The 26,639-nt window shown below is 36.3% G+C and carries 17 protein-coding genes; 4 read left to right on the top strand and 13 right to left on the bottom strand.

The window, feature by feature from the left end; all coding sequences use genetic code 11:
- Nucleotides 1-30: 30 nt before the first annotated feature.
- Nucleotides 31-1,176, bottom strand: a complete 1,146-nt coding sequence (locus ACFIKD_RS05580) for a cysteine desulfurase family protein (RefSeq protein ID WP_015856378.1) — start codon at nucleotides 1,174-1,176, stop codon at nucleotides 31-33.
- A 161-nt stretch (nucleotides 1,177-1,337) separates the two neighbouring features.
- Between ACFIKD_RS05580 and ACFIKD_RS05575 the strand changes: the two genes are divergently transcribed.
- From ACFIKD_RS05575 to ACFIKD_RS05565, 3 genes are all read left to right on the top strand, one after another.
- Entirely contained in the window at nucleotides 1,338-2,018 is a 681-nt protein-coding gene (locus ACFIKD_RS05575; protein ID WP_375647435.1) for an alpha/beta hydrolase, read from the top strand.
- A 316-nt stretch (nucleotides 2,019-2,334) separates the two neighbouring features.
- The gene (tyrS, locus tag ACFIKD_RS05570; protein ID WP_375647434.1) at nucleotides 2,335-3,588 is read left to right on the top strand and encodes a tyrosine--tRNA ligase; all 1,254 of its coding nucleotides are present in this window, start codon (nucleotides 2,335-2,337) and stop codon (nucleotides 3,586-3,588) included.
- Nucleotides 3,589-3,774: 186 nt separating this feature from the next.
- Complete coding sequence (locus ACFIKD_RS05565) at nucleotides 3,775-4,260, top strand: peroxiredoxin (protein ID WP_375636110.1); 486 nt, start codon at nucleotides 3,775-3,777, stop codon at nucleotides 4,258-4,260.
- 336 nt (nucleotides 4,261-4,596) lie between these two features.
- On the opposite strand, the gene prfB is transcribed toward ACFIKD_RS05565, so the two are convergent.
- The 3 genes from prfB to ACFIKD_RS05550 all read right to left on the bottom strand — a co-directional run bounded on the left by prfB (nucleotide 4,597) and on the right by ACFIKD_RS05550 (nucleotide 9,757).
- Nucleotides 4,597-5,725 (bottom strand): peptide chain release factor 2 gene (gene prfB, locus ACFIKD_RS05560; protein ID WP_015856374.1). Its coding sequence is split into 2 segments (ribosomal slippage): nucleotides 4,597-5,655 and nucleotides 5,657-5,725, totalling 1,128 coding nucleotides; the frame shifts between segments, so codons are not numbered across the junction.
- Nucleotides 5,726-5,893: 168 nt separating this feature from the next.
- Complete coding sequence (locus tag ACFIKD_RS05555; RefSeq protein ID WP_375628429.1) at nucleotides 5,894-8,359, bottom strand: penicillin-binding protein 1A; 2,466 nt, start codon at nucleotides 8,357-8,359, stop codon at nucleotides 5,894-5,896.
- A 168-nt stretch (nucleotides 8,360-8,527) separates the two neighbouring features.
- Nucleotides 8,528-9,757, bottom strand: a complete 1,230-nt coding sequence (locus ACFIKD_RS05550) for an N-acetylmuramoyl-L-alanine amidase (RefSeq protein ID WP_375647433.1) — start codon at nucleotides 9,755-9,757, stop codon at nucleotides 8,528-8,530.
- A 588-nt stretch (nucleotides 9,758-10,345) separates the two neighbouring features.
- Here ACFIKD_RS05550 and ACFIKD_RS05545 point away from each other — a divergent pair.
- On the top strand, nucleotides 10,346-12,976 hold the full coding sequence (locus ACFIKD_RS05545; protein WP_375647431.1) for a ribonuclease E/G: 2,631 nt from the start codon (nucleotides 10,346-10,348) through the stop codon (nucleotides 12,974-12,976).
- A gap of 87 nt (nucleotides 12,977-13,063) precedes the next feature.
- Here the strand turns inward: ACFIKD_RS05545 and ACFIKD_RS05540 are convergent, their stop codons facing one another.
- The 9 genes from ACFIKD_RS05540 to nuoN all read right to left on the bottom strand — a co-directional run bounded on the left by ACFIKD_RS05540 (nucleotide 13,064) and on the right by nuoN (nucleotide 26,633).
- Entirely contained in the window at nucleotides 13,064-13,675 is a 612-nt protein-coding gene (locus ACFIKD_RS05540) for an invasion associated locus B family protein (protein ID WP_015856370.1), read from the bottom strand.
- A gap of 1,623 nt (nucleotides 13,676-15,298) precedes the next feature.
- Nucleotides 15,299-18,799, bottom strand: a complete 3,501-nt coding sequence (mfd, locus tag ACFIKD_RS05535) for a transcription-repair coupling factor (protein WP_375647430.1) — start codon at nucleotides 18,797-18,799, stop codon at nucleotides 15,299-15,301.
- Nucleotides 18,800-18,804: 5 nt separating this feature from the next.
- Nucleotides 18,805-19,092, bottom strand: coding sequence for a succinate dehydrogenase assembly factor 2 (locus ACFIKD_RS05530; RefSeq protein WP_375636115.1), 288 nt, complete (start codon nucleotides 19,090-19,092; stop codon nucleotides 18,805-18,807).
- Nucleotides 19,093-19,158: 66 nt separating this feature from the next.
- Nucleotides 19,159-19,839 carry an ABC transporter ATP-binding protein gene (locus ACFIKD_RS05525; protein WP_375647429.1) on the bottom strand — a complete coding sequence of 227 codons (681 nt, stop codon included), beginning with the start codon at nucleotides 19,837-19,839 and terminating at the stop codon, nucleotides 19,159-19,161.
- Nucleotides 19,839-21,107 carry a lipoprotein-releasing ABC transporter permease subunit gene (locus tag ACFIKD_RS05520; protein ID WP_375647427.1) on the bottom strand — a complete coding sequence of 423 codons (1,269 nt, stop codon included), beginning with the start codon at nucleotides 21,105-21,107 and terminating at the stop codon, nucleotides 19,839-19,841. The genes ACFIKD_RS05525 and ACFIKD_RS05520 overlap by 1 nt, the downstream gene beginning before the upstream one ends.
- Nucleotides 21,108-21,118: 11 nt before the next feature.
- The gene (gene proS, locus ACFIKD_RS05515) at nucleotides 21,119-22,444 is read right to left on the bottom strand and encodes a proline--tRNA ligase (RefSeq protein ID WP_375647425.1); all 1,326 of its coding nucleotides are present in this window, start codon (nucleotides 22,442-22,444) and stop codon (nucleotides 21,119-21,121) included.
- A 202-nt stretch (nucleotides 22,445-22,646) separates the two neighbouring features.
- Entirely contained in the window at nucleotides 22,647-24,323 is a 1,677-nt protein-coding gene (locus ACFIKD_RS05510) for a ribonuclease J (protein WP_375647423.1), read from the bottom strand.
- A 46-nt stretch (nucleotides 24,324-24,369) separates the two neighbouring features.
- Nucleotides 24,370-25,179: a biotin--[acetyl-CoA-carboxylase] ligase gene (locus tag ACFIKD_RS05505; protein ID WP_375647422.1), complete on the bottom strand. Its 810-nt coding sequence runs from the start codon at nucleotides 25,177-25,179 to the stop codon at nucleotides 24,370-24,372.
- Nucleotides 25,179-26,633: an NADH-quinone oxidoreductase subunit NuoN gene (gene nuoN / locus ACFIKD_RS05500; RefSeq protein WP_015856362.1), complete on the bottom strand. Its 1,455-nt coding sequence runs from the start codon at nucleotides 26,631-26,633 to the stop codon at nucleotides 25,179-25,181. The genes ACFIKD_RS05505 and nuoN overlap by 1 nt, the downstream gene beginning before the upstream one ends.
- Between the last annotated feature and the right edge of the window lie 6 nt (nucleotides 26,634-26,639).

Here is a 26,639-nt window from a genome sequence, read left to right as displayed (position 1 = left end):
TCTAATTTTATAACTTTCTGATGATAAATCTTACCCTTTTTTCTTGCTTATAATTTGAGAAAAAAACGATAGAAAATCATCAATATCCTCAGAAGTTGTGTCCCGCCCTAGCGAAATGCGAATGGCACCATTTGGAACATGATACCCCATTGCCTCCAACACTTTGCTTTGTTTTACTTTTCCCGAAGAACAAGCCGAGCCGGATGATATAGAAAACCCTTCTAAATCAAAAGCAATTTGCATCGTTTCAGCTTTTATATTTTTCACGGTAAAGTAAGTTGTATTTGGCAAACGTTGAACTCTTTTGCCAAAAATTTCAACATTTTTACTTATTTTTTGTAGTCCATCTTCTAATTTATTGCGTAAATATATTAACTGTTTTATTTCTTCCTGTGTGAAACAATCAGCCATTGCTGCCCCAAAAGCAGCAATAAGGGGCAATGCTTCTGTTCCTCCACGGAGACCTTTTTCTTGTCCTCCCCCAATAATAAGAGGTTGTGGCATAAGAAGATTACCACATGAAACAAAAGCACCTATTCCTTTAGGACCACCAATTTTATGTGCAGACAGTATAAAAAAATCTCCTCCTAGCTGATTAATATCCACGAAATTTTTATCGACATATTGTGTCAAATCAACAATAAGAGTACCTCCTAAATCCCGAACAATAGCGGCGATTTCTGTTAACGGTTGAATAACACCCGTTTCACTATTTGCAGCTTGAATAGCAACAAGAGGTAAACCTTTTGTTTTATCGTGAACCGTTAAGAGTGATGTTAATTTATCTTGTTGAATGAGCCCGTCTTGATCAACAGCAATGACGCTTATCAATTCTTTAGAAAAACGCCCTCCCTCTGCAACAGAGGGATGTTCAGTCGCTCCAAGGTAAAGATGAGAAAATTGAACTTTTGCATTCCCCATATTGTAAAAGGGTGTTAACAAAGTCATCGCTGCTTCACTCGCACCAGAGGTAAATACCACGTGATCTGGATCTGTTTTAAGATTTTCAGCGATTTGTCGACGTGCCTTTTGCAACAAGGTTTTAGCCGCACGCCCTTCCTTATGAACCGATGATGGATTACCAAATATCTCTAAAGATTCCACTAACGCCATCCGTGCCATTTTTTTGAGCGGTGTTGTTGCGTTATGATCAAAATATCGGCGTCTTATAACCATTTTACATCGCAATCATTAATCTTATGAATTGATTAAAAAAATAGCGCAATTTTCTTGAAAAGTGCACTAAAAAAAGAATATCTAATAATTATTTAAGAGATTCTATGGTAAAAGTCGACCAAGGTCAATGAAAGCCTTTTATTGCATTTAAGGAGCATTTTATGCCAGAAATTATTTTTAACGGTCCCGCGGGTCGGCTCGAAGGGCGTTATCAACCTTCACAACAAAAAAATGCACCCATTGCGATCATTTTGCATCCTCATCCCCAATTTGGTGGAACTATGAATCATAAAATTGTCTATGACCTCTTTTATATGTTCCAACAACGTGGCTTTACAACTTTACGTTTTAACTTTCGTGGTATTGGTCGTAGTCAGGGTGAATTTGATTATGGAATAGGAGAACTTTCAGATGCTGCTGCTGCTCTCGATTGGGTGCAAACACAACATCCAGACTCTAAAAATTGTTGGGTAGCAGGATATTCATTTGGAGCATGGATTGGTATGCAGCTTTTAATGCGCCGACCGGAAATTGAGGGATTTATCTCAGTTGCCCCTCAGCCTAATGTTTATGACTTTTCATTTCTTGCACCTTGTCCATCTTCTGGACTTATCATTCATGGCGGTATCGATAAAGTTTCCCCCCCAAAAGATGTTCAAATACTTGTCGATAAATTGAAAACACAAAAAGGAATCATCATCACACAAGAAATATTGGAAGAGGCTAATCACTTTTTCAGTGGATGTCATGAAGAACTTATTGAACGATGTGCCCACTATTTGGATAACCATATCACCAATGAACTTCTCGCTCCTCCTCCTGAAATACTTTCACTAATTTAGGAAAACACGATGGATTTATAAAAAATCAGAAAAAATCGTCTTTGATCATAACTAAAGTAATTTTTTTAGTCTGTACTTAAAACTTTTCTAAATTTTATTCTAGGATAGAAATGAGAATAACAGAATGCATTTTTTCTATCACCTAGAAATCTCTTTTTTAGCGTAAAAAGGAAATAATACCTGTATTATTATCTTTATATTATCAATATGTCTCTTTCTCTTGTGATGTGTGCATCAGTTATGATAGATAACGCTCCATCATATAATCACCTATTATATGAAATGAATGCACTCTTAAAATTAGGAAATTGAATCTGTGTTTGCCTTTAAATCTGATTTTTTACACATTATGAGCGAACGTGGTTTTATCCACCAAATTTCAGATGAAAAAGGCTTAGATGATCTTTTTTCAAAAGAAACTGTAAGCGCTTATATTGGATTTGATCCAACAGCATCGAGTTTACATGCTGGAAGTCTTCTTCAGATTATGATGCTTTATTGGTTACAAAAAACGGGTCATCGTCCCATTGCTTTAATGGGTGGAGGAACCGGATTAATCGGTGATCCTTCCTTCAAAGATGAAGCGCGACGTCTTCTGACACAAGATGATATTGCTGCAAATATCGATGGTATTAAAAAGGTATTTGCTAACTATTTGACATTCGGTGACCGAGAAAATGATGCTTGTATTGTGAATAATGCTGAATGGTTATGCAATTTAAACTACTTAGAATTTTTGCGTGATGTGGGAAAACATTTTTCTGTCAACCGTATGTTGTCATTTGATTCTGTCAGACTCAGACTTGAGCGTGAGCACTCTTTGTCATTCTTAGAGTTTAATTATATGATTCTGCAAGCTTATGACTTTGTTGAACTTTATAAACGTTATGGGTTGCGTATGCAAATGGGGGGCTCTGATCAATGGGGCAACATTATTAACGGAATCGAATTAGGGCATCGTTTAGGAACACCACAATTATATGCGTTAACATCACCATTGTTGACAACCTCTTCCGGTGCCAAAATGGGTAAATCATTGAATGGGGCTGTATGGCTGAATGCGGATATGCTTTCACCTTATCAATTTTGGCAATATTGGCGCAATATAGAAGATGCTGATGTAATACGATTTCTAAAGCTCTATACCCCATTGCCAATGGATGAGATTCTTAAACTTTCTGTACTACAAGGGACAGAAATTAACGAAGCAAAAAAAATTCTTGCAACAGAAGTTACAGCAATGTTGCATGGACGTGCTCTTGCCAATGCAGCAGCAGAGACTGCTCGCAAAACGTTTGAAGAAAAAACTCTGGGAAAAAATCTTCCAACTGTTGAAATTAATGCCTCAGAATTAAAAAAAGGTGTTGGATTGCTCACTCTTTTAGTACAAGCAGGACTCGCTAAATCTAATAGTGAGGCACGCCGACACGTTCAAGGTGGAGGTGTACGTGTAAATGATCAAATTATTGAGGATGAAACACATCTTATTATTGAAGGGGATGTCAGTGCGGAAGGAATCATTAAGCTTTCTTTCGGTAAGAAAAAACATGTTGTGATAAAACCAGTATAATCTTTTGTTGTTTTGTTTATGTTGTTCACGCCGATCTTGTTCTTTCAATCCAATCGTTGTGATAGAGCGAGTTTTGTTAGGAAAATAAAGGTCTCTTAAAAACAATAATATTCTAGAGAGTTGAATAGTTCTTTTCTTCTGTGTACTCTGATATCTTATACTTATTACACAAGAAAGATGAAAACAATGACAAGATCAATGAAGGGTGCTCTTGCTCCTGATTTTAATTTGCCTCGCGATGGAGGAGAGACAGTATGTCTCTCTGACTTTAAAGGAAAACCTGTTGTTTTATATTTTTATCCAAAAGATGACACCAGCGGTTGCACAAGCGAAGCACTTGATTTCACAAAATTAAAGATGAAATTTGATGAAATCGGTGTTGCTGTTATTGGAATCTCTCCAGATAATGTAAAAAAACATGATAAATTTAAAGTAAAATATGAACTTGATGTCATCTTGGTTTCTGATGAAGAAAAAACAACCCTCGAAGCTTATGGTGTTTGGGTTGAGAAAAGCATGTATGGACGCAAATATATGGGTGTTGAACGGAGCACTTTTTTAATTGATGCAAATGGAATAATAGCAGAAGAATGGCGCAAAGTAAGCGTATCTGGGCATGCTGAAAATGTTTTAGCTACTGCAACACTTTTACATCATAACGCTAACTTATAAATTGAGTGTTTGATTTATCTTAAAAAGCAAAAGTCATCCTCCGAATTGATTTTAGTTTTTCAATGGATTCAATTTTTACAATATATTGATTTATAAGGATAATGAATTGTTTTATATTTATATTAGTCCTCCGAATATCGCAAATTTTTCTTATTTCAGCTTTCTATCACTTGCAATATCATAAGCAGGATTGGCGTGTGAGAAAAAATTGAAGAAAGGAACAAGAAAATCCCTCTTTGAACCTTTAAAGTATCAAGAACTATCGTAATATCACAACATCAATAAAACAAACAACTTAAGAAAAAAATCTACATGGCTTGAAGGAAGGATATATAATTAACGAATATCCTCAATTTCTTTGTCTTGTCCATAAATGCGCCGTGCGAGTGCTGCCTCTATAAATGCATCTAAATTACCATTCAGTACGGATTGTGGATCCGTATTTTCAATCCCTGTACGCAAATCTTTGACAAGCTGATAGGGTTGAAGAACATAAGATCTAATTTGATGTCCCCATCCGATTTCTGTTTTAGAAGATTCAGCAGCATTGGTTTCTTCTTCTCTTTTTTTAAGCTCTTCTTCATAAAGCCGTGCACGCAACATCGACCAAGCCGTAGCGCGATTTTTATGTTGAGAACGCTCTGTTTGACATTGAACAACAATACCCGTTTTTATATGTGTGATGCGAACAGCGGAATCTGTCGTGTTAACATGTTGTCCTCCTGCTCCTGATGCACGATATGTATCAATACGCACATCTGCCTCTGAAACATCAACTTCAATATTGTCATCAATAACTGGATAAACCCAAATGCTTGCAAAAGAGGTATGGCGCTTTGCATTCGAATCAAATGGAGAAATCCGAACCAAGCGATGAACGCCTGATTCTGTTTTTAACATTCCATAAGCATTATGCCCTTTTACAAGAATAGTCGCTGACTTTATTCCTGCTTCTTCTCCATCATGAATTTCTAAAATTTCAACCTTCATTTCATGCTGTTCAGCCCAGCGCATATACATACGTAAGAGCATAGAAGCCCAATCTTGGCTTTCTGTTCCCCCTGCTCCAGCATGAACTTCTAAATAGGTATCATTCGGATCCGCCTCTCCTGAAAGAAGTACATCAATTTGCCTTTTATCTATCTCATTTTTAAGATTACGTATTGAATTTTCTGCATCAGCGATAATTTCAACATCACTTTCTTCTTCGCCCATCGCGATAAGCTCAATGCATTCTTCAAGTGTTTTTGTAAATGATAAAAGACCATTGATTGAATCATCAAGACGTTGACGCTCACGCATCATATCCTGTGCTTGTTGTGCATCATCCCATAATGACGGATCTTCCGCTTTTTGATTAAGATATTCGAGACGTTTTAGTGATTGATCCCAGTCAAAGATGCCCCCTTAGCAATTGAATTGCTTTCTGGATTTCATCAACTAATGTTTCTATTTCTGCTCGCATAATTTAACACCGTATTTTTTAACACTCTTTCTGGTTATGTCTCTAGAATTTTATACAAATTTGATAGCTGCTGTGAGGGAATAGCACGGACTTATCATTCTATTTACAGGACCGACACTGTAAAAAAAATAAAAACTATAGACTCATGGCGAAAGGAGATTTTGTTGATTAATACAGCCCACCTGTCCCACTTTCAAGAGCTTTATTGACTTGTGGAGAAGTAGTTACTGCAGGAACACCTTCTTGAAAAGAATTTGTACTCCCAATAACTTGATATATATCAGCAGGACCAGTCCCTGGTTTAAATGCTTCTATAATGACATCTTGATCTCCTCTTTCCGCAAGCATTCCTGTTTTCCGATTAATTGGCATTAAAATCATACCCTTTGGCATCTTAAAGGGAACATCTGGCTTTCCTTTAAGAGCATTTGCCATAAACTCACCAAAAATAGGTGCAGCTAATGAACTTCCGGTTCCATTATATCCTAATGGAGCAGGTTGATCGTAGCCGATAAAAATACCAACGACAATGTCAGGAGTAAATCCCATAAACCAGACATCTTTAGAGTCATTGGTTGTCCCTGTCTTAGCGGCAATATGTCGATTAAGATAACGTAAACGTGCTGCAGTACCACGCTGAACAACCCCTTCCATCATGGAGGTAATCTGATAAGCTGTCATAGGGTCAAGAACTTGATCTCGCTCATCAATCAATGTGGGTTCACGTTGATTATTCCATGAAGGCGTATTACAATTTTCACAAATACGATCATCATGACGATAGATTGTCTTTCCATAACGATCTTGAATTCTGTCTATCAGAGAAGGCTTAATAGAGCGTCCCCCATTGGCAATAACTGAATAAGCTGTAACCATTCGTAATACTGTTGTTTCACCAGCCCCTAAAGCCATGGGAAGATAAGGCTGCAATTTGTCCACTATACCAAAGCGTTCTGCATATTCAGCGACAAGAGGCATTCCCATATCATTGGCAAGCCGTATTGTCATAAGATTACGAGAACGCTCAATACCATAACGCAACGTTGAAGGTCCTGCAAAGGTACCACCATAATTTTTGGGTTGCCAAACTTCCCCATTATATTGACGAACTTCAATGGGGCCATCTAAAACAACGGATGCTGGTGTATACCCATTATCAAGAGCTGCTGCATAAACAAAAGGCTTAAAAGCAGATCCCGGTTGGCGATAAGCTTGGGTTGCACGATTGAATTCAGATGCAGCAAAAGAAAATCCTCCCACCATAGCAAGAACGCGCCCTGTATGAGGTTCCATAGCAACAATTGCACCTTCAACCTTTGGAATTTGTTGTAAACGATAAGTGTTGTTTGTATTGGATAGTTTTTCAACAAAAATGACATCCCCAACTTGCAGAACATGAGATAAGTTCTGAACAGTTTTTCGATAACCATTTTCCTTTACAACATGGAGTGCCCATTTTGAATCAGATTCAGATAAAACAGCAATTTCCCGTTTTTTTGATAATATACCCGAAGCTTCGCGCTGTGGCTGTAAACCAATCTCTACTTTATTGGGATTAGCAGAAAGAACAACAGCTAAACGCCATTCAGGAACATCACTTAGCCCCGTGATATTTGCAAGTTCTATTCCCCAATCACCTTTTTCATCGATATGCGCATAAGCTCCACGCCATCCTTGCGAATGATCAAATCTAATTAATCCAGCGTGCAAAGCACGTCGTGCAATAAGTTGTAAATGTGGATCAAGCGTTGTACGAATGGAAAGCCCACCTTCATAAAGTGTCTTAGCCCCATAGCGATGTATTAAACGACGTCGCACTTCTTCAGTAAAATAATCAGCCGCAAAAACATAGCTATCACTCCCACGTATTGTCGCTCCTAAAGGTTTAGCTTTCGCTTTTTCACCTTGTTCACGCGTTACATATCCATTTGCAATCATCCGATCTATAACCCAATTGCGCCGATCAATAGCACGTTGTGTATTCTTAAATGGATCATAATTTGCTGGCCCTTTTGGAAGAGCAGCCAAATAAGCACATTGTTCTAGCGTCAGATCATTGACGGATTTATTGAAATAGGTCAAAGAAGCAGCGGCTATACCATAAGTACCACGACCCAAATAAATTTCATTGAGATAAAGTTCGAGAATATGATCCTTTGAATAAGTTTTCTCAATACGCATTGCTAAAATAGCTTCCTTAAATTTACGCTCTAACGTTGTTTCTGAACTTAAAAGAAAGTTTTTAGCGACTTGTTGCGTTATAGTTGATGCACCCTCTGGACGTCTTCCAGAACCAATATTACGAATATTATTGATCAAAGCTCGAGAAAGTCCTTCGGGATCTAAACCAAAATGATGATAAAAGTTTTTGTCTTCAGCCGAAATAAAAGCATTTATAACAAGCTTTGGTATTGATTGAATTGGTAAATAGAGGCGATGTTTTGTTGCAAACTCTGCCATAAGACGGCCATCAGAAGCATGGACGCGGGTCATTACCGGCGGCTCATAAAGTGAAAGAACTTCATAATCAGGGAGTGCATTTGCTTGACCACTGGTCATAACACCCCACGTTATTGCTCCACAAAGTCCAATAGCAACAAAAAAACGAAGAAGATATCTTAAAAAAATCATCATAAAAACGGCTATCGCTTTCTTAAGAATTAATCAAAGAAAAAACACGTTACTTCAAACACACCAAGCGGATATCACCACAAGATTGAGATCAAGAGAAATTGTTTTCTATCTTTTATTTATACTAAGGTACACTAGAACCCCATATTGATACTCTATTTTCTCACAAATTTAAAGAGGCTGTATCATTTTCTGCCTATAATGAGCAAATTGACGAATAGAATGAGCAATAGAGGCTGCCATTTGTTTTCTCCAATGAGGATCATTTAATAACTTTTCGTCCTCTTTATTGGATAAATAACCTATCTCTATCAAGACGGAGGGTATATCTGAAGCTCTTAAAACTTGAAAATTAGCATACCGATGTGGGTTATTAATCAAGTTAATATGATTCTTTGATAAACTTGAAATAACACTATTTGCAAAATTAACCGAAAATGTATGTGTTTCACGTCGTGTAAGATCCATCAAAATATCTGTAACTTCGAGTGTTTCATCTGCAGGCAAACCATCTAGCAAATCAACTTTATTTTCATTTTCAGCTAAAGATTTTGCAATGGCATCAGAGGCTTTGTCTGATATGGTATACACTGTAGCACCGCGAAGAGAATGTAGATCAATCGTATCTGCATGAATAGATATAAAAAGATCAGCATCGAACTCTTGCGCTTTTTTAACTCTTTCACTTAGTCTTAAAAAAATATTGGAATCTCGCGTTAAAGCAACAGTAATATGAGAATCCTTTTGTAATTCGTCTCGCAATGCACGCGCAAAGTCTAAAGTCACATCTTTTTCTAAAACTCCAGTAACACCCCGTGCACCGCCATCAATACCACCATGACCAGGATCAAGAACAACACGGAAATTATATGCTGGCATTAACTGCGTTTTTGTATCAAAATTGGTTTTTTGCTGTTTTTTTAATATTTCATCAAATTTTTCTAGTGTAGTTTTACGAATATCAATCAGCAACTGCCATAAATCATTATTTAATTTTTTTACGACACTTTTTTCAATTACAAAGGCCGTTTTACTTGTCAAAATAATGCGTGAAGTCTGTATGTCAGAAAAAGCATAACGCACATCTGAAAGCATAACGGATAATGTATTCTGTTTCTTTAAAGGCGTATTTTGCATCGAAAAGTCAATTGTAGGTAAATTGATAACCAACCGTGCTGGCCTGTCCAAAATCTGTAAACGAACATTTGGTTTTGAATTGAAAACCGCAATAATACGCGTATGAACACTATCACCAATGGTTCGAAAATTAATAAGTCTCAGAGGATCTGCGGCTTGAACACTGGTTTGGAATAGCAAAAATAATAATAAAAAGTATGTGACAAGCACAATAACATTCCCATAAGCTGTTTTCAGCTTTTTGGTAAAGAAAACTCTTATCATAAGCAAAATACTCTACATTACATTTGTAATAATTTATCTTGGTTATATAAAAACGATACACCAATTTATTCTCTATTTTTCAATAAAAGCTAAATAAACACCCAAAAACGAAATTAAGGTCATTAAAGACATTATCATTATACATGATTTACATTGTTACTTGCCAAACGCATGATATCAACATAAAAGAATATTTATGCTTCCTAGCTGATAATAGTCATCTAAATTATCTGTAACTCATATTAAGTTGTCTTTAGAGGTTTTTTGCCTATTATGCATTGAGACTTTTTTATGGATGAAAAATTTCTATGTTATAATATTAGGATTGCATTACTTAAGATTCGTTGGTTCGGATATCCGAACTGTTTTAAAGATTATTTTACCGGAGACTTTTAAGAAATATGAGTCATAAAAAACAGATGGAGATAATGATGAGAAATGGTGTAAATGCAGTCATGCCTTTGCACGTGGTGTTCCGTCCTGTTTTTCTGGTACCTCCCTTTTATGGCAGACAGCCTTTTATATTTACGAATAGTTATAGCGTTCGTTTGAGTAAAATTGTGCATGTCGCCTTCAGGATATTAGCTTATGTCAAACAAAATGCTTATAGATGCCTCCCATCCGGAGGAAACACGTGTTGTTGTTGTTCACGGCAACAAAATTGAAGAACTTGATTTTGAATCAGAACATAGAAAACAGCTCAAGGGGAATATTTATCTCGCACGTATTACGCGTGTAGAACCGTCTCTCCAAGCAGCTTTTGTTGAATATGGTGGAAACCGACATGGTTTTTTAACATTTTCTGAAATTCATCCTGATTATTATCAAATTCCTATTGCTGATCGCCTTGCTCTTCTTGAAGAAGAGGAAAAAGCAGCTGTAGGAGAAAATTCTATAGATGCCTTTACGGAAGAAGCAACTAAAAATAAAAAACGCTCCAGAAGAACAAAAAAAAATGGAAAAAACAATGTCATAGCAGCCGATATTGAAAATGATATCACATCTGAATCAACAATAATTGATAATACAGAAGAAGCATTAAATGCCGATATCTCTTATGATGAAATCGAAATGGTTGGTGCTGAGGACATCCGTGAAGAGCTCCCAATTTATCAAAGAAAACAAGGGCGCCAGTATAAAATTCAAGAAGTCATTAAACGACGTCAAATTTTGTTGGTACAAGTCATTAAAGAAGAGCGTGGTAATAAAGGTGCTGCCCTTACAACATATCTGTCTTTAGCAGGTCGTTATTCTGTTCTAATGCCCAATACAGCACGTGGTGGTGGTATTTCACGAAAAATTACGAACGTACAAGACCGTAAGCGTCTTAAAGAAATCGTAAAAGAATTAGCCGTTCCAAAAGGTATGGGTGTTATCTTACGAACCGCTGGTGCCAATAGAACAAAAGCTGAAATTAAACGTGATTATGAATATCTTATGCGGTTATGGGATACTATTCGCACTTTGACACTCGAGTCAACGGCGCCATGCCTTGTCCATGAAGAAAGTAATCTCATCAAGCGTTCTATACGAGATCTTTACAATAAGAACATTAGTGAAATTCTTGTCTCTGGAGACCAAGGATATCGTGAAGCGAAAGACTTTATGCGTATGCTTATGCCAAGTCATGCAAAAGTTGTGCAACCTTACCGTGATCCTACACCCATTTTTGCAAGAAATAATATTGAAATTCAACTTGATAAAATGTTGCAACCACAGGTTTCTTTAAAATCTGGTGGTTATCTTGTTATTAATCAAACAGAAGCACTTGTTGCTATTGACGTAAATTCTGGCCGCTCTACGAAAGAATTCTCTGTCGAAAAGACAGCTTTACAAACTAACCTTGAAGCTGCTGAAGAAGTAGCGCGTCAATTACGCTTGCGTGACCTTGCTGGTTTAATTGTGATTGATTTTATTGATATGCTTGAAGAACGCAATGTAAAGCTAGTCGAAAAAAAATTAAAAGATTGTTTAAAAAATGATCGTGCTCGTATTCAAGTAGGTCATATTTCACACTTCGGCCTTTTAGAAATGAGTCGTCAACGTATTCGCATATCGGTTTTAGAAAGTACAACACAGCCCTGCCCGCATTGCGCAGGAACAGGAAATATACGTTCTGAATCATCAATTGCGTTACATGTCATGCGCTCAATTGAAGAATATCTTCTTCATAATTCGCAATATAATATTATCGTGCGCACACCCGTAGCAACAGCGCTTTATGTATTAAATCATAAACGCAACATTCTTGTTAATTTAGAAACTCGCTTTAAGCTTAATATTAGTATTGAAGCAGATGATAGTATTGGAACGCAACATCTTGTTATTTCTAAAGGCTCAATAGCAGAGAGCATTTCTCGATCTTCATTGGAAGATGTTAATAAGCAAGAAATTGAAGATTCTGTTTTCACAGAAAGTGAATCTATTGAAAATCCTTCTCCCATTGAAACAAACCAAAAGCGTCGGCGCAAAAATCGTCACGATGAAATTACTGATCATTCTCTCTCCAACGTTCATAAAAAAGAAGATACCTTGAGTGATGATTCTTATCGTCGAGGACGTCGTCGAGGACGTCGTGGTGGTCGACGCAATCAAGATAATAGTTTTCATCAGATTCGCATTCCTTACGCAGAACCAGTGGGAGATTTTGCTAAGCAGGCTTTAGCAGAAATTAAAGCAGCACACCGCAAACATCGTGTTTCACCTGCTAAATCTTTTGAACTTGAAGAAACAAAAAATAATACACAAGCTCTAGATATACAACAACAGGGTGAATCTAAAAAAATTGATACAAGTATTAAACCTAAAAAACGTAAAACACGTTCTTCAAAAGTAGTAGAAAATCAACTTTCTTTAGATAATGATCAAAATGTCGTAGAACAAAAATCTCTTGAAGAAAAACCTAAAACTAGTTCAGTACGTAAAGCTAAAACAAAAAAGGCAGACAAATCTATTCATAAAGTAGAAGATAAAACTCTTGAAAATAGTAAAAAGTCAACACGTGGAACACGTAAAAAATCATCTTCTAAAGAGACAACGCAAATACAAAAAATATTAGAGAAAGAAACTATAATCGAGATGGAGGAAGTTGTCGAAACCTCTCCTTCCCAAATTGAAGAAACAATTAATCAACCCGTTGTTGTTTCATCAACGCCTAATGATTCTTCCAAAACTGAACGTATTGGTTGGTGGAAACGCAGAATTCTTTCGAAAAATTAAAGATTAAAAAAACCGCCACAGTTTTCTGTGGCGGTTTAAATAAATAATTATAGAAGACGTTTCAACCAATTCTATGGTGTGGGTTTATCACTTTTGTTTTGCTTTTTCTTGCTCAGCCCGCATACGATCTTCAATTTCTTTTTGCTTTGATTGAATAGCTTGCTGCATCTTTATTTGTTCTTGTTGGAAATCTTTTTCCTCCATACCAGGACCGGTATAGGCTGCTGTAAACCCATTAAGAGAAAATTCAATAGGATTAGCTGAACCACGGAAATTAACTGTGGTTACAACCATTTTTGTACCACTTTTCATAGCAGCTATAAGCTTATCATCTAAGACATCATTGGCAATACAACTTGGTCCATTACAAATAATATAAGGAATTTTTTTAGAGAAGTCGTCACCAATTTTAATGTGAACACCTTCTGGCAAAAAACGACCTGTAGGTACTTGAATACCTATACGTTTTTCATTTTGCTTCCCTTTTATTTCAACAAGATTAAAAGCCGTTAAAGGTTGTCCCGTATTCGATAATACAGTATTCATTGTATTACAAATATCAACATCATGCTGCTTACTGCAAACTTTGTACCAACCTTGTGATAAAGTTTGCGCATTTGCAGAAATACCAGCTATAAGAAAAAGGGCAGCGGCTCCAACTAATACTGAAACAGCAGAATAAACATTTTTATGCGACATGATTAAGTTAATCCTTTCAACGCGCTTTTAAGTAACTTCAAAAAAATATTAAATATAATTCCAACTTAAATTTATTAAATTATAATGAAATAACACTTAATTTTACTATTTTTACTTCAATATAAAAAAAAAAGTCAAATTTAGAGAAAAAAATACGACGAGCTATTCTAATTTTTATACACCCATATAATTCCCCTCTTTATCATATTGGTGTTTGATGCAATCTATCCATAAAACACCTCTGTGCATTTAAGCTAAGATTACACAAACGAATCAATATTGCAATATTAATTAAAATAAACTCCTATACTACTCTAAAAATCTTACTAATTAAACTTTTTACATTTATTACTCTTCATGTTAAGCTCGTAGAGCCTTAGCAACAGCTGTTGTAATGCATGAAGCTTCAAAAGATCAGATAAATTTTACTTTTTTCTTTATGTGATTCGTGTGATACACAAAAATAAAATCATTTACGGTATTATTGAAACATTTCATAAATTAAAACCACTGATTGTCTAAAATTTCTGCATAATTGTAAGAGAACTTTTTGCTAATGGACAATTTTCTGCCCTTGTTTACAAAACAAGGGCGATACATTTTTGTAATAAAAGTTTTATATTCTACAGCTTTTAACCAAAAATTTTAGTTTAAAAATACGCTACTAAAGAAGTGCTTTTTTCTTAATTAAACAACATATTTTCTTAGAGAGAAAATTTATAACTGTTGAAAATATTTTATTTATAATAATAATTTATCTTTTACATCATCAAATGTTTGTTTTTCATAGCTATTAAGAGCCTTCTGTTAGCAATTCTTTTATATTGCTAGAAACTGGGGCTTATCGAATTAATTGCCTCTTTTACTCAATAAAAATCTTTATCTTTCCAATCAAAATCTTTGCGTAAAATAGCACCTATATCACTCTGCAATATATCCGCTAAAACTTTGCAACTAATAATAAATATGAGGATAATTTTCTATTTATTAAATAATTCAGCTTTTCTTCGTATTCTCCTACTTCGTACTCTCTCGCTATATCTACCCTAGAGATAAATTTTTATTTTTTTCAAATAAATCCTGTAATTTCGAACCAAGATTATAATATTCATTCTTCAGATTTTTCAGTTCTTTTAAAAACTTATTTCGTTCCTGCAAACGCTTATAGTATTCTGCTTTAGAAAAATTTTTTCCCAAAATATCTAAATATAAATACTTATCTTCAATAAATTGTATGCTATCTTTAGTATTCTTTCTTTTGTTTTTTAATGTTGGTATTGTTCCTTAGAAGATAAATCAGCGTGAGCGTTTTTATGCCATATATTACAGGGAGTAAAAAACTATCGTTAGCAACTTTTGTAATGAAGAAAGCATGTTATCTTGGCTTAAATTTTTGCTTTTTAGAGAAGGTACTTATATGCACGTTCTATTTATTACAGTTACACCGTCTAAGCTATTTTCTTCATTGTATCAATATGTCTTATGATGAAGAACGCAAAATGAATATGTAAGAAGTTCTTTTATTATAAACTTAAATTTTATTCTTATAAAAAATCAATAACTATTTGTTTTTATAATAATTTTATAAAAATGAGTAACAATTCTGAAACAACAAAGAAGTTTTTAACCAGAATGTTGTTCTGCCATTTCGACAAGCTGTGTCATAATATTCGCTGCTCCAACAAGCCTTTCATCCGCTGTGGACCAATCACGAATAAGAGCGATACTTTGATCTGGTCGAATTTTTGCCATCGAACCTTGTTTTCCAACCCACTGAACAAGAGCAACACTATTTGCAAAATAATTATTGCGAAACTGTATAACAATCCCCTTTGGTCCAGTATCCAATTTTTCTACATGCGCTTTTCGACACAATGTTTTGATATAAAAGACTTTAAGAAGGTGTTGAACTTCAAGCGGTAAAGGACCAAAGCGATCAATTAACTCCGCTGCAAATTCATCAATTTGTTCTAAATCATCAAGTTCTGTTAAACGACGATAAAGCCCCATACGTAATGGCAAGTCAGGCACGAAACTTTCTGGTATCATCACTGTTGTACCAAGTGAAATTTGAGGAGACCATTGCTTATCTTCATTTAGCTCTCCATCTTTTAATTCAGCAACAGCTTCTTCAAGCATTTTTTGATAGAGTTCAAATCCAACTTCTTTAATATGTCCCGATTGCTCTTCACCTAAAAAATTGCCTGAACCGCGGATATCCATGTCATGGCTTGCCAATTGAAAACCGGCCCCCAAGGTGTCAAGAGATTGTAAAACTTTAAGACGGCGATCAGCAGCAGCTGTTAAAACTTTACCAGCAGGAAATGTAAAGAGTGCATAAGCACGTTGTTTTGAGCGCCCTACCCTCCCTCGTAACTGATAGAGTGCAGAAAGACCAAACATCTCAGCGCGATGCACAATTAGGGTATTGGCTGTTGGAATATCAAGACCAGATTCAATAATGGTTGTCGATAGCAAAACATCATATTGCCCATCATAAAATGCATTCATAATATCATCAAGTTGTCCAGCCGGCATTTGTCCATGAGCCACAACGAATTTCAGTTCTGGCACATGTGTTTTGAGATATTCTTCTACAAAAGCCAGATCAGAAATACGAGGACAAACATAGAAACTTTGTCCGCCACGATAATATTCTCGAAGCAGGGTCTCTCGTATAACAAGTGCATCAAAAGGTGAAATAAAAGTACGAACCGCCATTCTATCAATGGGGGGCGTTGTTATCAATGAAAGTTCACGTACACCCGATAATGCTAACCCTAAAGTGCGTGGTATGGGAGTTGCTGAAAGTGTGAGAACATGAATATCACTTTTAAGCTCTTTTAAACGCTCTTTGTGTTTGACACCAAAATGCTGCTCCTCATCAATGATGAGAAGGCCTAACCGTAAAAAATTAACTGCACCACTTAATAATGCATGGGTTCCAATGACAATATCTATTGTACCATCTGAAACACCTTTTTTTACTTGTGCAAGTTCTTTCGCTTTTACAAGCCTTGAAGCATGTCCAATTTTAACCGGTAATCCTTGAAAACGCGAAATAAATGTCTTGTAATGTTGACGTGAAAGCAAAGTTGTCGGTACAACAACAGCAACCTGATATCCATTTAATGCTGCGACAAAAGCACTTCGAATGGCTACTTCGGTTTTTCCAAAACCAACATCACCGCATATCAAGCGATCCATAGGCTTTCCTGAGGCTAAATCGTCTAAAACAGCATCAATTGCATTCATTTGATCTTCCGTTTCTTCATAGGGAAAGCAAGCAACAAACTCATCAAATGGTCCAACTGGTGGAAGTAAAGCAGGCGCAGCACGAGTCATACGCTCTGCAGCTATACGAATTAATTGCCCTGCCATTTCCAATAAATGTTTTTTAAGCCGAGCTTTACGTGCTTGCCAAGCAACACCCCCTAATTTATCTAAAGTTACCTCTGTTCCTTCTGAGCCATAACGTGAGAGAAGCTCAATATTTTCAACAGGTAAAAAGAGTAAATCACCTCCAGCATATCTAATTTCAAGACAATCTCGTAAAATTCCAGTGGTTTTGATGGTTTTAAGACCAACAAATTGGCCAATACCGTGGTCGATATGCACAATAATATCACCAGAATTTAAAGCAGAAATTTCAGAAATAAAATTTGTATTATTTTTACGCCGCTTTGGCGATCTTATAAAACGATCGCCAAGGATATCTTGCTCTGCTATAACAGCCAAATCTTCAGCCTCAAAACCATGTTCTATCATGATAACAGCTGCTAATATGCGATCTCGTGGTGTTGCTTTGACAGTTTGCAAGGATTTTGCAACATCTATTTTTTTCAATCCATGCTCATCGAGAACTTGTAGCAAACGATTGAGAGATCCTTCACTCCAACACGCTAAAAGCACTTTTTTACCAGCAGTGCGTAAAGATGCGATATGATCAACAACACTTGAAAAAACATTTTTTTCCTGCGCATTACGCTCTTTTACAAAATCATATCCCTGTTTAACATTGGTGTGAATAACAGTTTTTTCCAAACTTTGTGGAATATTAAAAGGCGAAAAATCAATACGCTGTGAAGATTGTTGCACACCCTCAAAAACACGCTCTGGCGTTAAATAGAAAAGACTAGGATCTATTGGGTGATAAGAAGTAGAATTTTTTTCATCATTTTCGCGCTCTTTGCGCGCGTTATAATAGTCCTCAATAAGACGATAGCGCTCAATGAAGGCTTCTTCTATGAGATGCTCAAAAACTATCGGTAAGTTACCACAATGGTCAAAAAAACTATCAAGGTTTTCATAAAAAAATGGAAGCCAATGTTCCATACCGGCAAAACGCCGACCTTGAGCAATTGCTTCATAAAGCATGTTATTTTTTTGTGATACACCAAATGTACGGGTATAATTGCTCTTAAAACGGCTTATGCGTTCTGGTGTAAGAACAACCTCACTCATTGCCTGTAATAAAAGTTCAGTTTTTTGACCTGTTGTCCTTTGAGTTTCTGGATCAAATATGCGGATACTTTCTAGGGTATCTCCAAAAAAATCAAGACGTAAAGGTTCAACATCCATGGGAGAAAAGATATCAAGTATTCCTCCTCTTACAGCAAACTCACCAACATCACGGACAACCGTAACGCGTTCAAAACCATTGGTTTCTAAAAACTGAATAAGATTTCCCATGTTATTGCGCTGGCCAACACGTGCGTGAATAAGCTGAGCTTCTATCATTTCACGAGGAGGTAACTTTTGCATAATCGCATTTGCTGTTGTTAATATAATTGCAGGATGTGGATCTTTACGTAAATTTGCTATGTGTGCCAATGCTGATAGTCGACGTGCCATAACAGCAATTCCTGGTGACACACGATCATAAGGCAAACAATCCCATGCAGGAAATTGAAGTATGGGTAAATTGGGCTCAATAAAATTTAAAACTTGTTGTAAATGAACAATTTTTGTTCCGTCGCGGACAACATAGATGAGTGGTTTACCTTGTGCAATTTCTGAACTTAATTTAGCAAGCGCAAAGGCTTCAAATCCATCAGGAACTCCATCAAAAATCATACGAACAGAATTATTTTTGGGAATAACAATTTTTTTAAATATAGGCATCAGGATTAATAACTTAAGCAAATACGATAATTGGCAATATCGCGAAAAAGTGGACTATCAACTTCAGAGGGTGGCAAAACTTCTCCAGTAATCCATGTGAGTAAATCACGATCATCAAAAGACATAATATATTCAAGTTCAGAGAGCGTTTTATCATTCATTTCAGCAATATGAGCATCGACATAATGTCCAAAAATGAGATCCATTTCACGAATACCGCGATGCCATGCACGAAAAATCAATCGACGACGACGCACATCTAATTGATTTTTGTCAACGACAAAAACTGTCATAAAAAATCTCCTTGAATAAAATAATATAAACTATTCAATTAGTCGTATAAAATTTGTACCTTGCTTTTAAGGAAGTTCTATAATCTTTTGTTCTTTAAGTGTAATTCGACGATGCATTTGCTTAGCCAAAGCGTAATTATGTGTTGCAATAAGAGCAGAAAGACCCGACTGACGAACAAGGATAGACAAAGCTTGAAAGACATAAGCTGAAGTTACTGGATCAAGATTTCCTGTAGGTTCATCAGCCAAAAGAACCGAAGGGCCATTTGCTACTGCACGTGCAATAGCAACACGTTGTTGTTCTCCTCCCGATAACTCTGAGGGACGATGGTTAGCGCGATGAGAAATACGCAGATACGTCAATAATTTGCGCGCACGATCTTCTGCTATGGATTTTTTTAATCCTGCTATCATTTGCGGTACCATGACATTTTCTAACGCCGTAAACTCTGGAAGTAAATGATGAAATTGATAAACAAAACCAATATCATTTCGTCTTATAGCTGTTCGCTCACTATCAGAGCGCTTTGCACAAGAAACACCCCGTAACATCACATCACCAGCTGTTGGTTTTTCTAATAATCCAGCAATATGAAGAAGTGTTGATTTTCCAGCACCAGATGGTGCAACAAGTGCGACAAGCTCTCCACGATTAAGAATAAAATTCGCTTTATCTAAAACAATAAGCGGCTTATGACTCTCGAAAAAGTGTTTTTCAATCTCTACAAGCTCTAAAATAGCTGTCATTATTCATACCTCAAAGCTTGTACGGGATCTAGCTTAGCAGCACGCCATGCCGGAATGAGAGCAGCAAGAAACGACAAAAATAAAGCCATCATAGCAACCAAGATTGTCTGTTTCCAGTCAATTTGTGCAGGCAATTTTGTTAAAAAATAAAGTTGAGGATTAAAAACGTCGACATTAAATAACCAAGATATAAAGTCTTGGATATGATTAATATTCGCGGTCGCGATAACACCTAAAACTAAACCCAATATAGTTCCAATAAAACCAATCATCATTCCTGTAATGATAAATATACGCAAAATCGCACTCTGTTGAGCCCCCATCGTGCGTAAAATCGCAATATCATGACTTTTATCTTTTACAAGCATAATCAGCCCTGAAATAATATTTAAAGCAGCAACAAGAACGATCAGAGAAAGAATGAAAAACATAACATTTCGTTCAATCTGTAAGGCTGAAAAAAAAGCCTGATTGCGTGTACGCCAATCAATTAAATAGACCTGTTGATCAACTGTTTTTTCTACAACAGGTTTTATTTGATCAACAGCATCAGGATCATTTAGAAATAATTCTAAAGACTGAACCTTATCTCCCAAATTAAAAAACATTTGTGCTTCATGGAGAGGCATAAAGATAAATATTGAATCATATTCAGACATACCAACTTCAAAAATAGCAACGACTTTATAAGCTTTCACACGTGGTGTAACGCCAAAAGGAGTCTCATCACCATCTGGAGTAATAATACGAATATCTCTTCCAACTGTCAGCCCCAATTTTTCTGCTAAGCCACTTCCAATTGCAACACCTTCTTCTTTATCAAACCGAGAAATTGATCCTAATTTAATGTTTTGAGAGACTGTTTTAAGCTTTTCTAGATCTTGTTTGCGCATACCACGAACTAATGCGCCAGAGCCACCTTGAACTTCACCTTGAACAAGCGCTTGACCTTCAATAACAGGCAAAGCAAACTTTACACCATTTGTAGATTCTAAAGAAGAAATAAGAGTCTTATAATCAGAAAAACCAGAATCAACTGTTTGAACAATAAGATGCCCATTCATACCAAGAATACGATTGAGAAGCTCTGTACGAAAGCCATTCATCACCGCCATAACAACAACCAGAGCAAATACGCCCAACATAATCCCAATAAGAGAAATAATTGAAATAACAGATGCAACGACATGTTTTTTATTGGGAATCATGTAACGAAAAGCGATCATCCACTCATAAGATGAAAACCATTTGTCTTTCAGCCTCTTCATAACATTTCCTATTAATTCATAGAAAGTTGGCTGAGTACATCTTCAACCTTTAGAGATTTTTTTACACCTGTTTTTCGATCTTTAATTTCAACTTCATTTTGTGCAATGCTGTTAGGACCAACAATGATTTGCGTTGGCAAACCAATCAAATCCATTGTTGCAAATTTTGATCCAGGACGTTCATTTCTATCATCTAATAATGGATCAAAACCAGCCTCCTTTAATCCCTGATAGAGAAACTCACATGCCTTCGTGCATTTTTCATCATCGGATTTCATATTGATAATCCCAAAATCAAACGGTGCCATCGACTTTGGCCAAATAATACCATTTTCATCATGAGAAGCCTCTATAGCGGCCGCAACAAGACGCGAAGGTCCAATACCATAAGATCCCATAGAGACTACATGCTCTTTTCCATCTTGTCCCATAACTTTTGCTCCCATTGGAGCAGAATATTTCGTGCCAAAGTGGAAAATATGCCCGACTTCAATACCACGCGCTGAAAGACGACTATGATCAGAAACTTTAGCCCACTCCTCTTCATTATGCATTTCTTCCGTCGCTGCATAAAAAGATGTCCATTGTTTAACGATATCATCTAAAACAGCTTTATCACTAAAATCGATTGAACTATCAGGAACAGTAAGTTCAAGAAATTGTTTATCACAGAAGATAGCGCTCTCTCCCGTTTCAGCCAAAATGATAAATTCATGACTGAGTTTCCCCCCTATTGGACCTGTATCTGCACGCATAGGGATTGCTTTTAAGCCAAGACGAGAAAAAGTGCGTAAATAAGCAACAAACATACGATTATAAGATGTTTTAGAGCCTTCATAATCAAGATCAAAAGAATAAGCATCTTTCATTAAAAATTCTCGTGCCCGCATCACACCAAAACGTGGGCGAATTTCATCACGAAATTTCCATTGAATATGATACAAATTAAGTGGAAGATCTTTATAAGAACGAACATATGAGCGAAAAATATCTGTTACCATCTCTTCATTGGTTGGACCATAAAGTAAATCACGCTTTTGACGATCTTTAATGCGAAGCATTTCCAAACCATAATCATCATAACGACCGCTTTCACGCCAAAGATCAGCAGATTGAATTGTAGGCATCAATATTTCTATTGCACCCGCACGTTCTTGCTCCTCACGAATAATTCTACAAACTTTATCAAGTACTTTTTTTCCCAAAGGAAGCCAAGAATAAATTCCTGATGTTTGTTGGCGAATCATACCGGCACGCGACATGAGCCGATGAGAAACAATCTCTGCTTCCTTAGGATTCTCTTTTAAAAGTGGAAGGAAATATTGAGAAAGACGCATTGAAATAATTAACTCCTAATCACACCTATCATATCGAAACAATTTATCACACCCTCTATTCATCTATATCCGCATTCTGAATACTTGCAAATATAACGATCTTACTATTTAAAAATTTATTGGGCTTTATTCTCTATTTTTCTTATTTAGCAATAAAATAAAAATGCTCTTCTCTTTTTAAATAACGTAATATGAAAGTTCCTTATTTTGACCGATGTAAAAAAACTGTACAGATAGGTTTTTTTTGCCAAATTTCATGAACAGCCGCTCTCACAGCACGTCGTGTTGCCTCTCGAATAAGTTCATTATTTTTCTGTTTCATGCGTGGGATATTATAAACTGTATTTTCTATAATATCTAAAAGAATATCTTTTAAACTTTCTCCCTTTCCATTACTTTCAGGTAACCCGAATGTTGTTAGACCTATATCCCCTAATAATTCATGCTTACTATTTATATGGAGAGAAATAGTAACATGACCAGCATAACTTAGTTTGCGACGTTCACGAATCCCTAGTTCATTTTCATCTCCAATTAGGCAACCATCCTTATAGATGCGGCCAACAGGAACTTGATCAACAACTTCTACAGGCTCTGGTGCAAAACGTAACATATGTCCATTTCTGATATCTGTAACAATTTTAATACCCGCTTGACGCGCTAAAGTTGCTTGAGCCTTAAGATGCATTGCTTCCCCATGTACAGGAACAAGTATCTGTGGCTTTACCCAATCATACATCTGCAAAAGTTCTGAACGACGAGGATGACCTGAAACATGAACAAGTGCATCTTCATTCGTGATAATTTCAATACCCAAATCAATGAAACGATTTTGTACCTCAATAATCGCTTTTTCGTTTCCTGGAATACTTCGTGATGAATAAATAACGGTATCACCAGCAGAAAGTGCAATATTTCTCATTCCATCACGTGACAGTTTAGCCAAAGCAGCACATGGCTCACCTTGGCTCCCTGTGACAATTAAAACAAGATCTTTTCGCGAGATGTAACCATAATCATCTTCCGTTACAAATGGTGCTAAACCATTCATATAACCAAGCTCTTGTGCAACCATAATACTTCGCTTAAGGGAGCGCCCAATGACAAGCACCTTACGTCCAGCAGCTTCAGCTGCAAGAGCAATAGAACGTATCCGACCAATATTAGAAGAAAAAGTTGCTATTGCAACGCGCCCTTCAGCTTTGGAAATAATCTCAGAAAGACTGGCTTGAACCTGCTGCTCTGATGGAGATATACCATCCCGACACGCATTTGTAGAATCACAAAGTAATGCTAAAACACCTTTTTTTCCTAACGCACGAAATCTTTTTTCATTCGTCACAGCCCCAAGTGAAGGAGTATGATCAATTTTCCAATCACCAGTATGAATCACAGTCCCCAAAGAGGTTGTAATTGCTAAAGATACAGATTCTGGTATTGAATGGTTAACAGCTATAGCCTCTACAGCAAAGGAACCTACCTGAAAACAATCACCAGCTTGAAAAATATTGAGTAAAATTTTTTGAGATTCAAAATCTAATTGTTTTTTAGTTTCCAATAATCCTGCTGTAAAAGGCGTACAGTAAATTGGAACTTGTAACTTTGGCCATAAATCAAGAACGGCCCCATAATGATCTTCATGTGCATGTGTTAAAACAAGACCCCGTATATTATGTTTTTCACTTTCTAGAAAACGAATATCAGGAAAAACAAGGTCGACTCCTGGTAATTCAGAACCAGCAAAACTAATTCCCATATCAACCAGCAGCCATTCACGAAGATGTTGGGGACCAAATCCGTAAGCAGCTAAATTCATCCCTATTTCACCTACACCCCCCAGAGGTAAAAAAACAAACTCATTCTTATTAGCTGCAACCATAAATATCTCCCAAAATCATTAAGGTATCTGATGGTAAAATAATTTTTTAATAACGACCTGCATTAATAGAAGCAGCCGAACCAAAATGAACATCTCCAGCTGTTATAATGGCTGTCTGACCATTTTTTTGCTTTATGATGCAGTTAAAATCACTATCAAGACCATCAAAAACACCCTCAATGACTTTTTCATCATTCACCACTTTGACATGTTTCCCAAGGTGAGCAGAATATAAAAGCCATTTTTTTCGGATTATTTCACATCCTTTTGGTTGTTTCCAAAGAAGGTAATTTCTAGAAAAACACTCCGTCAAAACCGTAAATAATTGTTCTGCTTCAATATGCAAACCGATATTCTTTAAGCTTGAAGTGGGATAGGGTGCATCTTCATAATTATATTTCACATTTATTCCAATACCAATAACCAATGCATATTGTTGTGATGACAATTTTAAAATCTCAAGCAAAACTCCAGAGCTTTTTTCTCCTCTGAGCAAAATATCGTTTGGCCATTTTAAACTCACAATATTGTTTGCCTGCTTTTCATCTTTTATCAATTGTTTTATTGCCTCTGCCACACTTATTCCAGCAACAAAACCAAGTTGAGCTGCAGTTTGATGAACAATATCATCAATTAATAAAAGACTAGAATAAAGGTTCCCTTTGGGACTAGACCAAGTCCTCCCTCTTCTTGCTCTTCCTTGTGATTGTTCTTGTGCAACAATCCAAAGATTGCCTTGATGACCAGTTTGCGCTTTTCGTTGCGCAATGAGATTTGTTGAGTCAACACTATCGTACGCTTCAATAGTGTATCCTTGTTCTTGAGCAAAATCTGATAAAATATAAACCATATTCATTAAAACAATGCAGCTGCTGCTTTTTCTGCTAATTCAGCAAACCAAACTCCAAAAAGTGTATAAAATAAAATAAACAATGCAGAAAGACCGAGACAAAATTGAAGCTCATTCGATAAAGCAACAAAATGCGCTTTTGCGTCATCAAACCACATAATTTTAATGACTCGTAAATAGTAAAAAGCTCCAACGACAGACGCTATCATCCCAACGACTGCAAGTGGCGTCAGACCAGCATGGACAGCAGCAGAAAATGTATACCACTTCCCAAAAAAACCAGCCATAGGTGGTACACTGGCTAACGAGAAAAGCTGTATTGTCATAACAATAGCCATAAACGGATTTGTTTTTGCTAACCCTGAAAGATCATAAATATTTTCAACATTGCCATTCTGAGAGCGCATTCCAAGAATAAAAGCAAACGAGCCAATCGTCATTCCAAGATAAATCGTCATATAAAGAATAACACTTTTTATTCCTAGCATATCTCCAGCAGATAAACCAACAAGTGCATAGCCCATATGACTGATCGACGAATAAGCCATTAAGCGCTTAATGTTATTTTGACCAATTGCAGCAAATGCACCAAGTATCATTGATGCAATCGCCATGAAGACCAAAATTTGTTGCCATGCAGGCATCACATTATCAACATGCCCTAGGGGAATAAAGGTCATCACAATAATACGGATGATTAAAGCCATTGCAGCAACTTTAGGGGCACCAGCAAAAAATGCTGTAATCGGTGTTGGCGCTCCTTCATAAACATCAGGTGTCCACATATGAAATGGAACAGCAGAAATTTTGAAAGCCAAACCAGCTAAAATAAAAACAATTCCAAAGATAACTCCCAATTGCAAATTTTCACTTTTTAAAGCAACAGCAATTTCGTGAAAACCAATTTGACCCGTAAAACCATAAAGCAATGAAATACCATAAAGCAGCAATCCTGAAGATAATGCTCCTAAAACAAAGTATTTTATACCGGCTTCAGAAGATTTTACATTATTACGATTAATCGCTGCTAAAACATATAAAGCTAAAGATTGCAGCTCTAACCCCATATAAAGTGACAGCATATTACCCGCTGAAATCATAAACATCATTCCAAGGGTTGCTAAAAGAACAAGCACTGGAAATTCAAATATATTAAACTTTTGTGCATTGGCAAAACCAACAGACATGATAAGAGAAAAGAGTGCACCAATAAGCATTAAAATTTTCATATAACGACTAAAGGAATCGATAACGAGCGCATTGGTTTGAAATGAACCATTTTTCGGAAAAACTATAAGAATAATAATGGTTGCCACAAGAAGTGCCATGGCTAAACCTGTCACTGTTAAAGAAGCACGTGTATTGGAATAAACACCAATCATAAGCAACACGACAGCTCCTAATGCGATTAAAAGCTCCGGAAGAATTAAGACTAATTGCGCTATTATTTCAGTTTGCATGTGCGT

This window comes from Bartonella sp. CR84HXZ, from assembly GCF_042194535.1.
GTDB classification, from domain to species: domain Bacteria; phylum Pseudomonadota; class Alphaproteobacteria; order Rhizobiales; family Rhizobiaceae; genus Bartonella; species Bartonella grahamii.
Note: the sequence above shows the minus strand (reverse complement) of the source record. Positions and strands in the feature narration are given on the sequence as shown.

Coding starts and splice junctions, on each gene's coding strand:
- ACFIKD_RS05580 (WP_015856378.1), bottom strand. CDS start 1,176: ATGGTTATAAGACGCCGATATTTTGATCATAACGCAACAACACCGCTC.
- ACFIKD_RS05575 (WP_375647435.1), top strand. CDS start 1,338: ATGCCAGAAATTATTTTTAACGGTCCCGCGGGTCGGCTCGAAGGGCGT.
- ACFIKD_RS05565 (WP_375636110.1), top strand. CDS start 3,775: ATGACAAGATCAATGAAGGGTGCTCTTGCTCCTGATTTTAATTTGCCT.
- ACFIKD_RS05555 (WP_375628429.1), bottom strand. CDS start 8,359: ATGATGATTTTTTTAAGATATCTTCTTCGTTTTTTTGTTGCTATTGGA.
- ACFIKD_RS05550 (WP_375647433.1), bottom strand. CDS start 9,757: ATGATAAGAGTTTTCTTTACCAAAAAGCTGAAAACAGCTTATGGGAAT.
- ACFIKD_RS05545 (WP_375647431.1), top strand. CDS start 10,346: ATGTCAAACAAAATGCTTATAGATGCCTCCCATCCGGAGGAAACACGT.
- ACFIKD_RS05540 (WP_015856370.1), bottom strand. CDS start 13,675: ATGTCGCATAAAAATGTTTATTCTGCTGTTTCAGTATTAGTTGGAGCC.
- mfd (WP_375647430.1), bottom strand. CDS start 18,799: ATGCCTATATTTAAAAAAATTGTTATTCCCAAAAATAATTCTGTTCGT.
- ACFIKD_RS05530 (WP_375636115.1), bottom strand. CDS start 19,092: ATGACAGTTTTTGTCGTTGACAAAAATCAATTAGATGTGCGTCGTCGT.
- ACFIKD_RS05525 (WP_375647429.1), bottom strand. CDS start 19,839: ATGACAGCTATTTTAGAGCTTGTAGAGATTGAAAAACACTTTTTCGAG.
- ACFIKD_RS05520 (WP_375647427.1), bottom strand. CDS start 21,107: ATGAAGAGGCTGAAAGACAAATGGTTTTCATCTTATGAGTGGATGATC.
- proS (WP_375647425.1), bottom strand. CDS start 22,444: ATGCGTCTTTCTCAATATTTCCTTCCACTTTTAAAAGAGAATCCTAAG.
- ACFIKD_RS05510 (WP_375647423.1), bottom strand. CDS start 24,323: ATGGTTGCAGCTAATAAGAATGAGTTTGTTTTTTTACCTCTGGGGGGT.
- ACFIKD_RS05505 (WP_375647422.1), bottom strand. CDS start 25,179: ATGAATATGGTTTATATTTTATCAGATTTTGCTCAAGAACAAGGATAC.
- nuoN (WP_015856362.1), bottom strand. CDS start 26,633: ATGCAAACTGAAATAATAGCGCAATTAGTCTTAATTCTTCCGGAGCTT.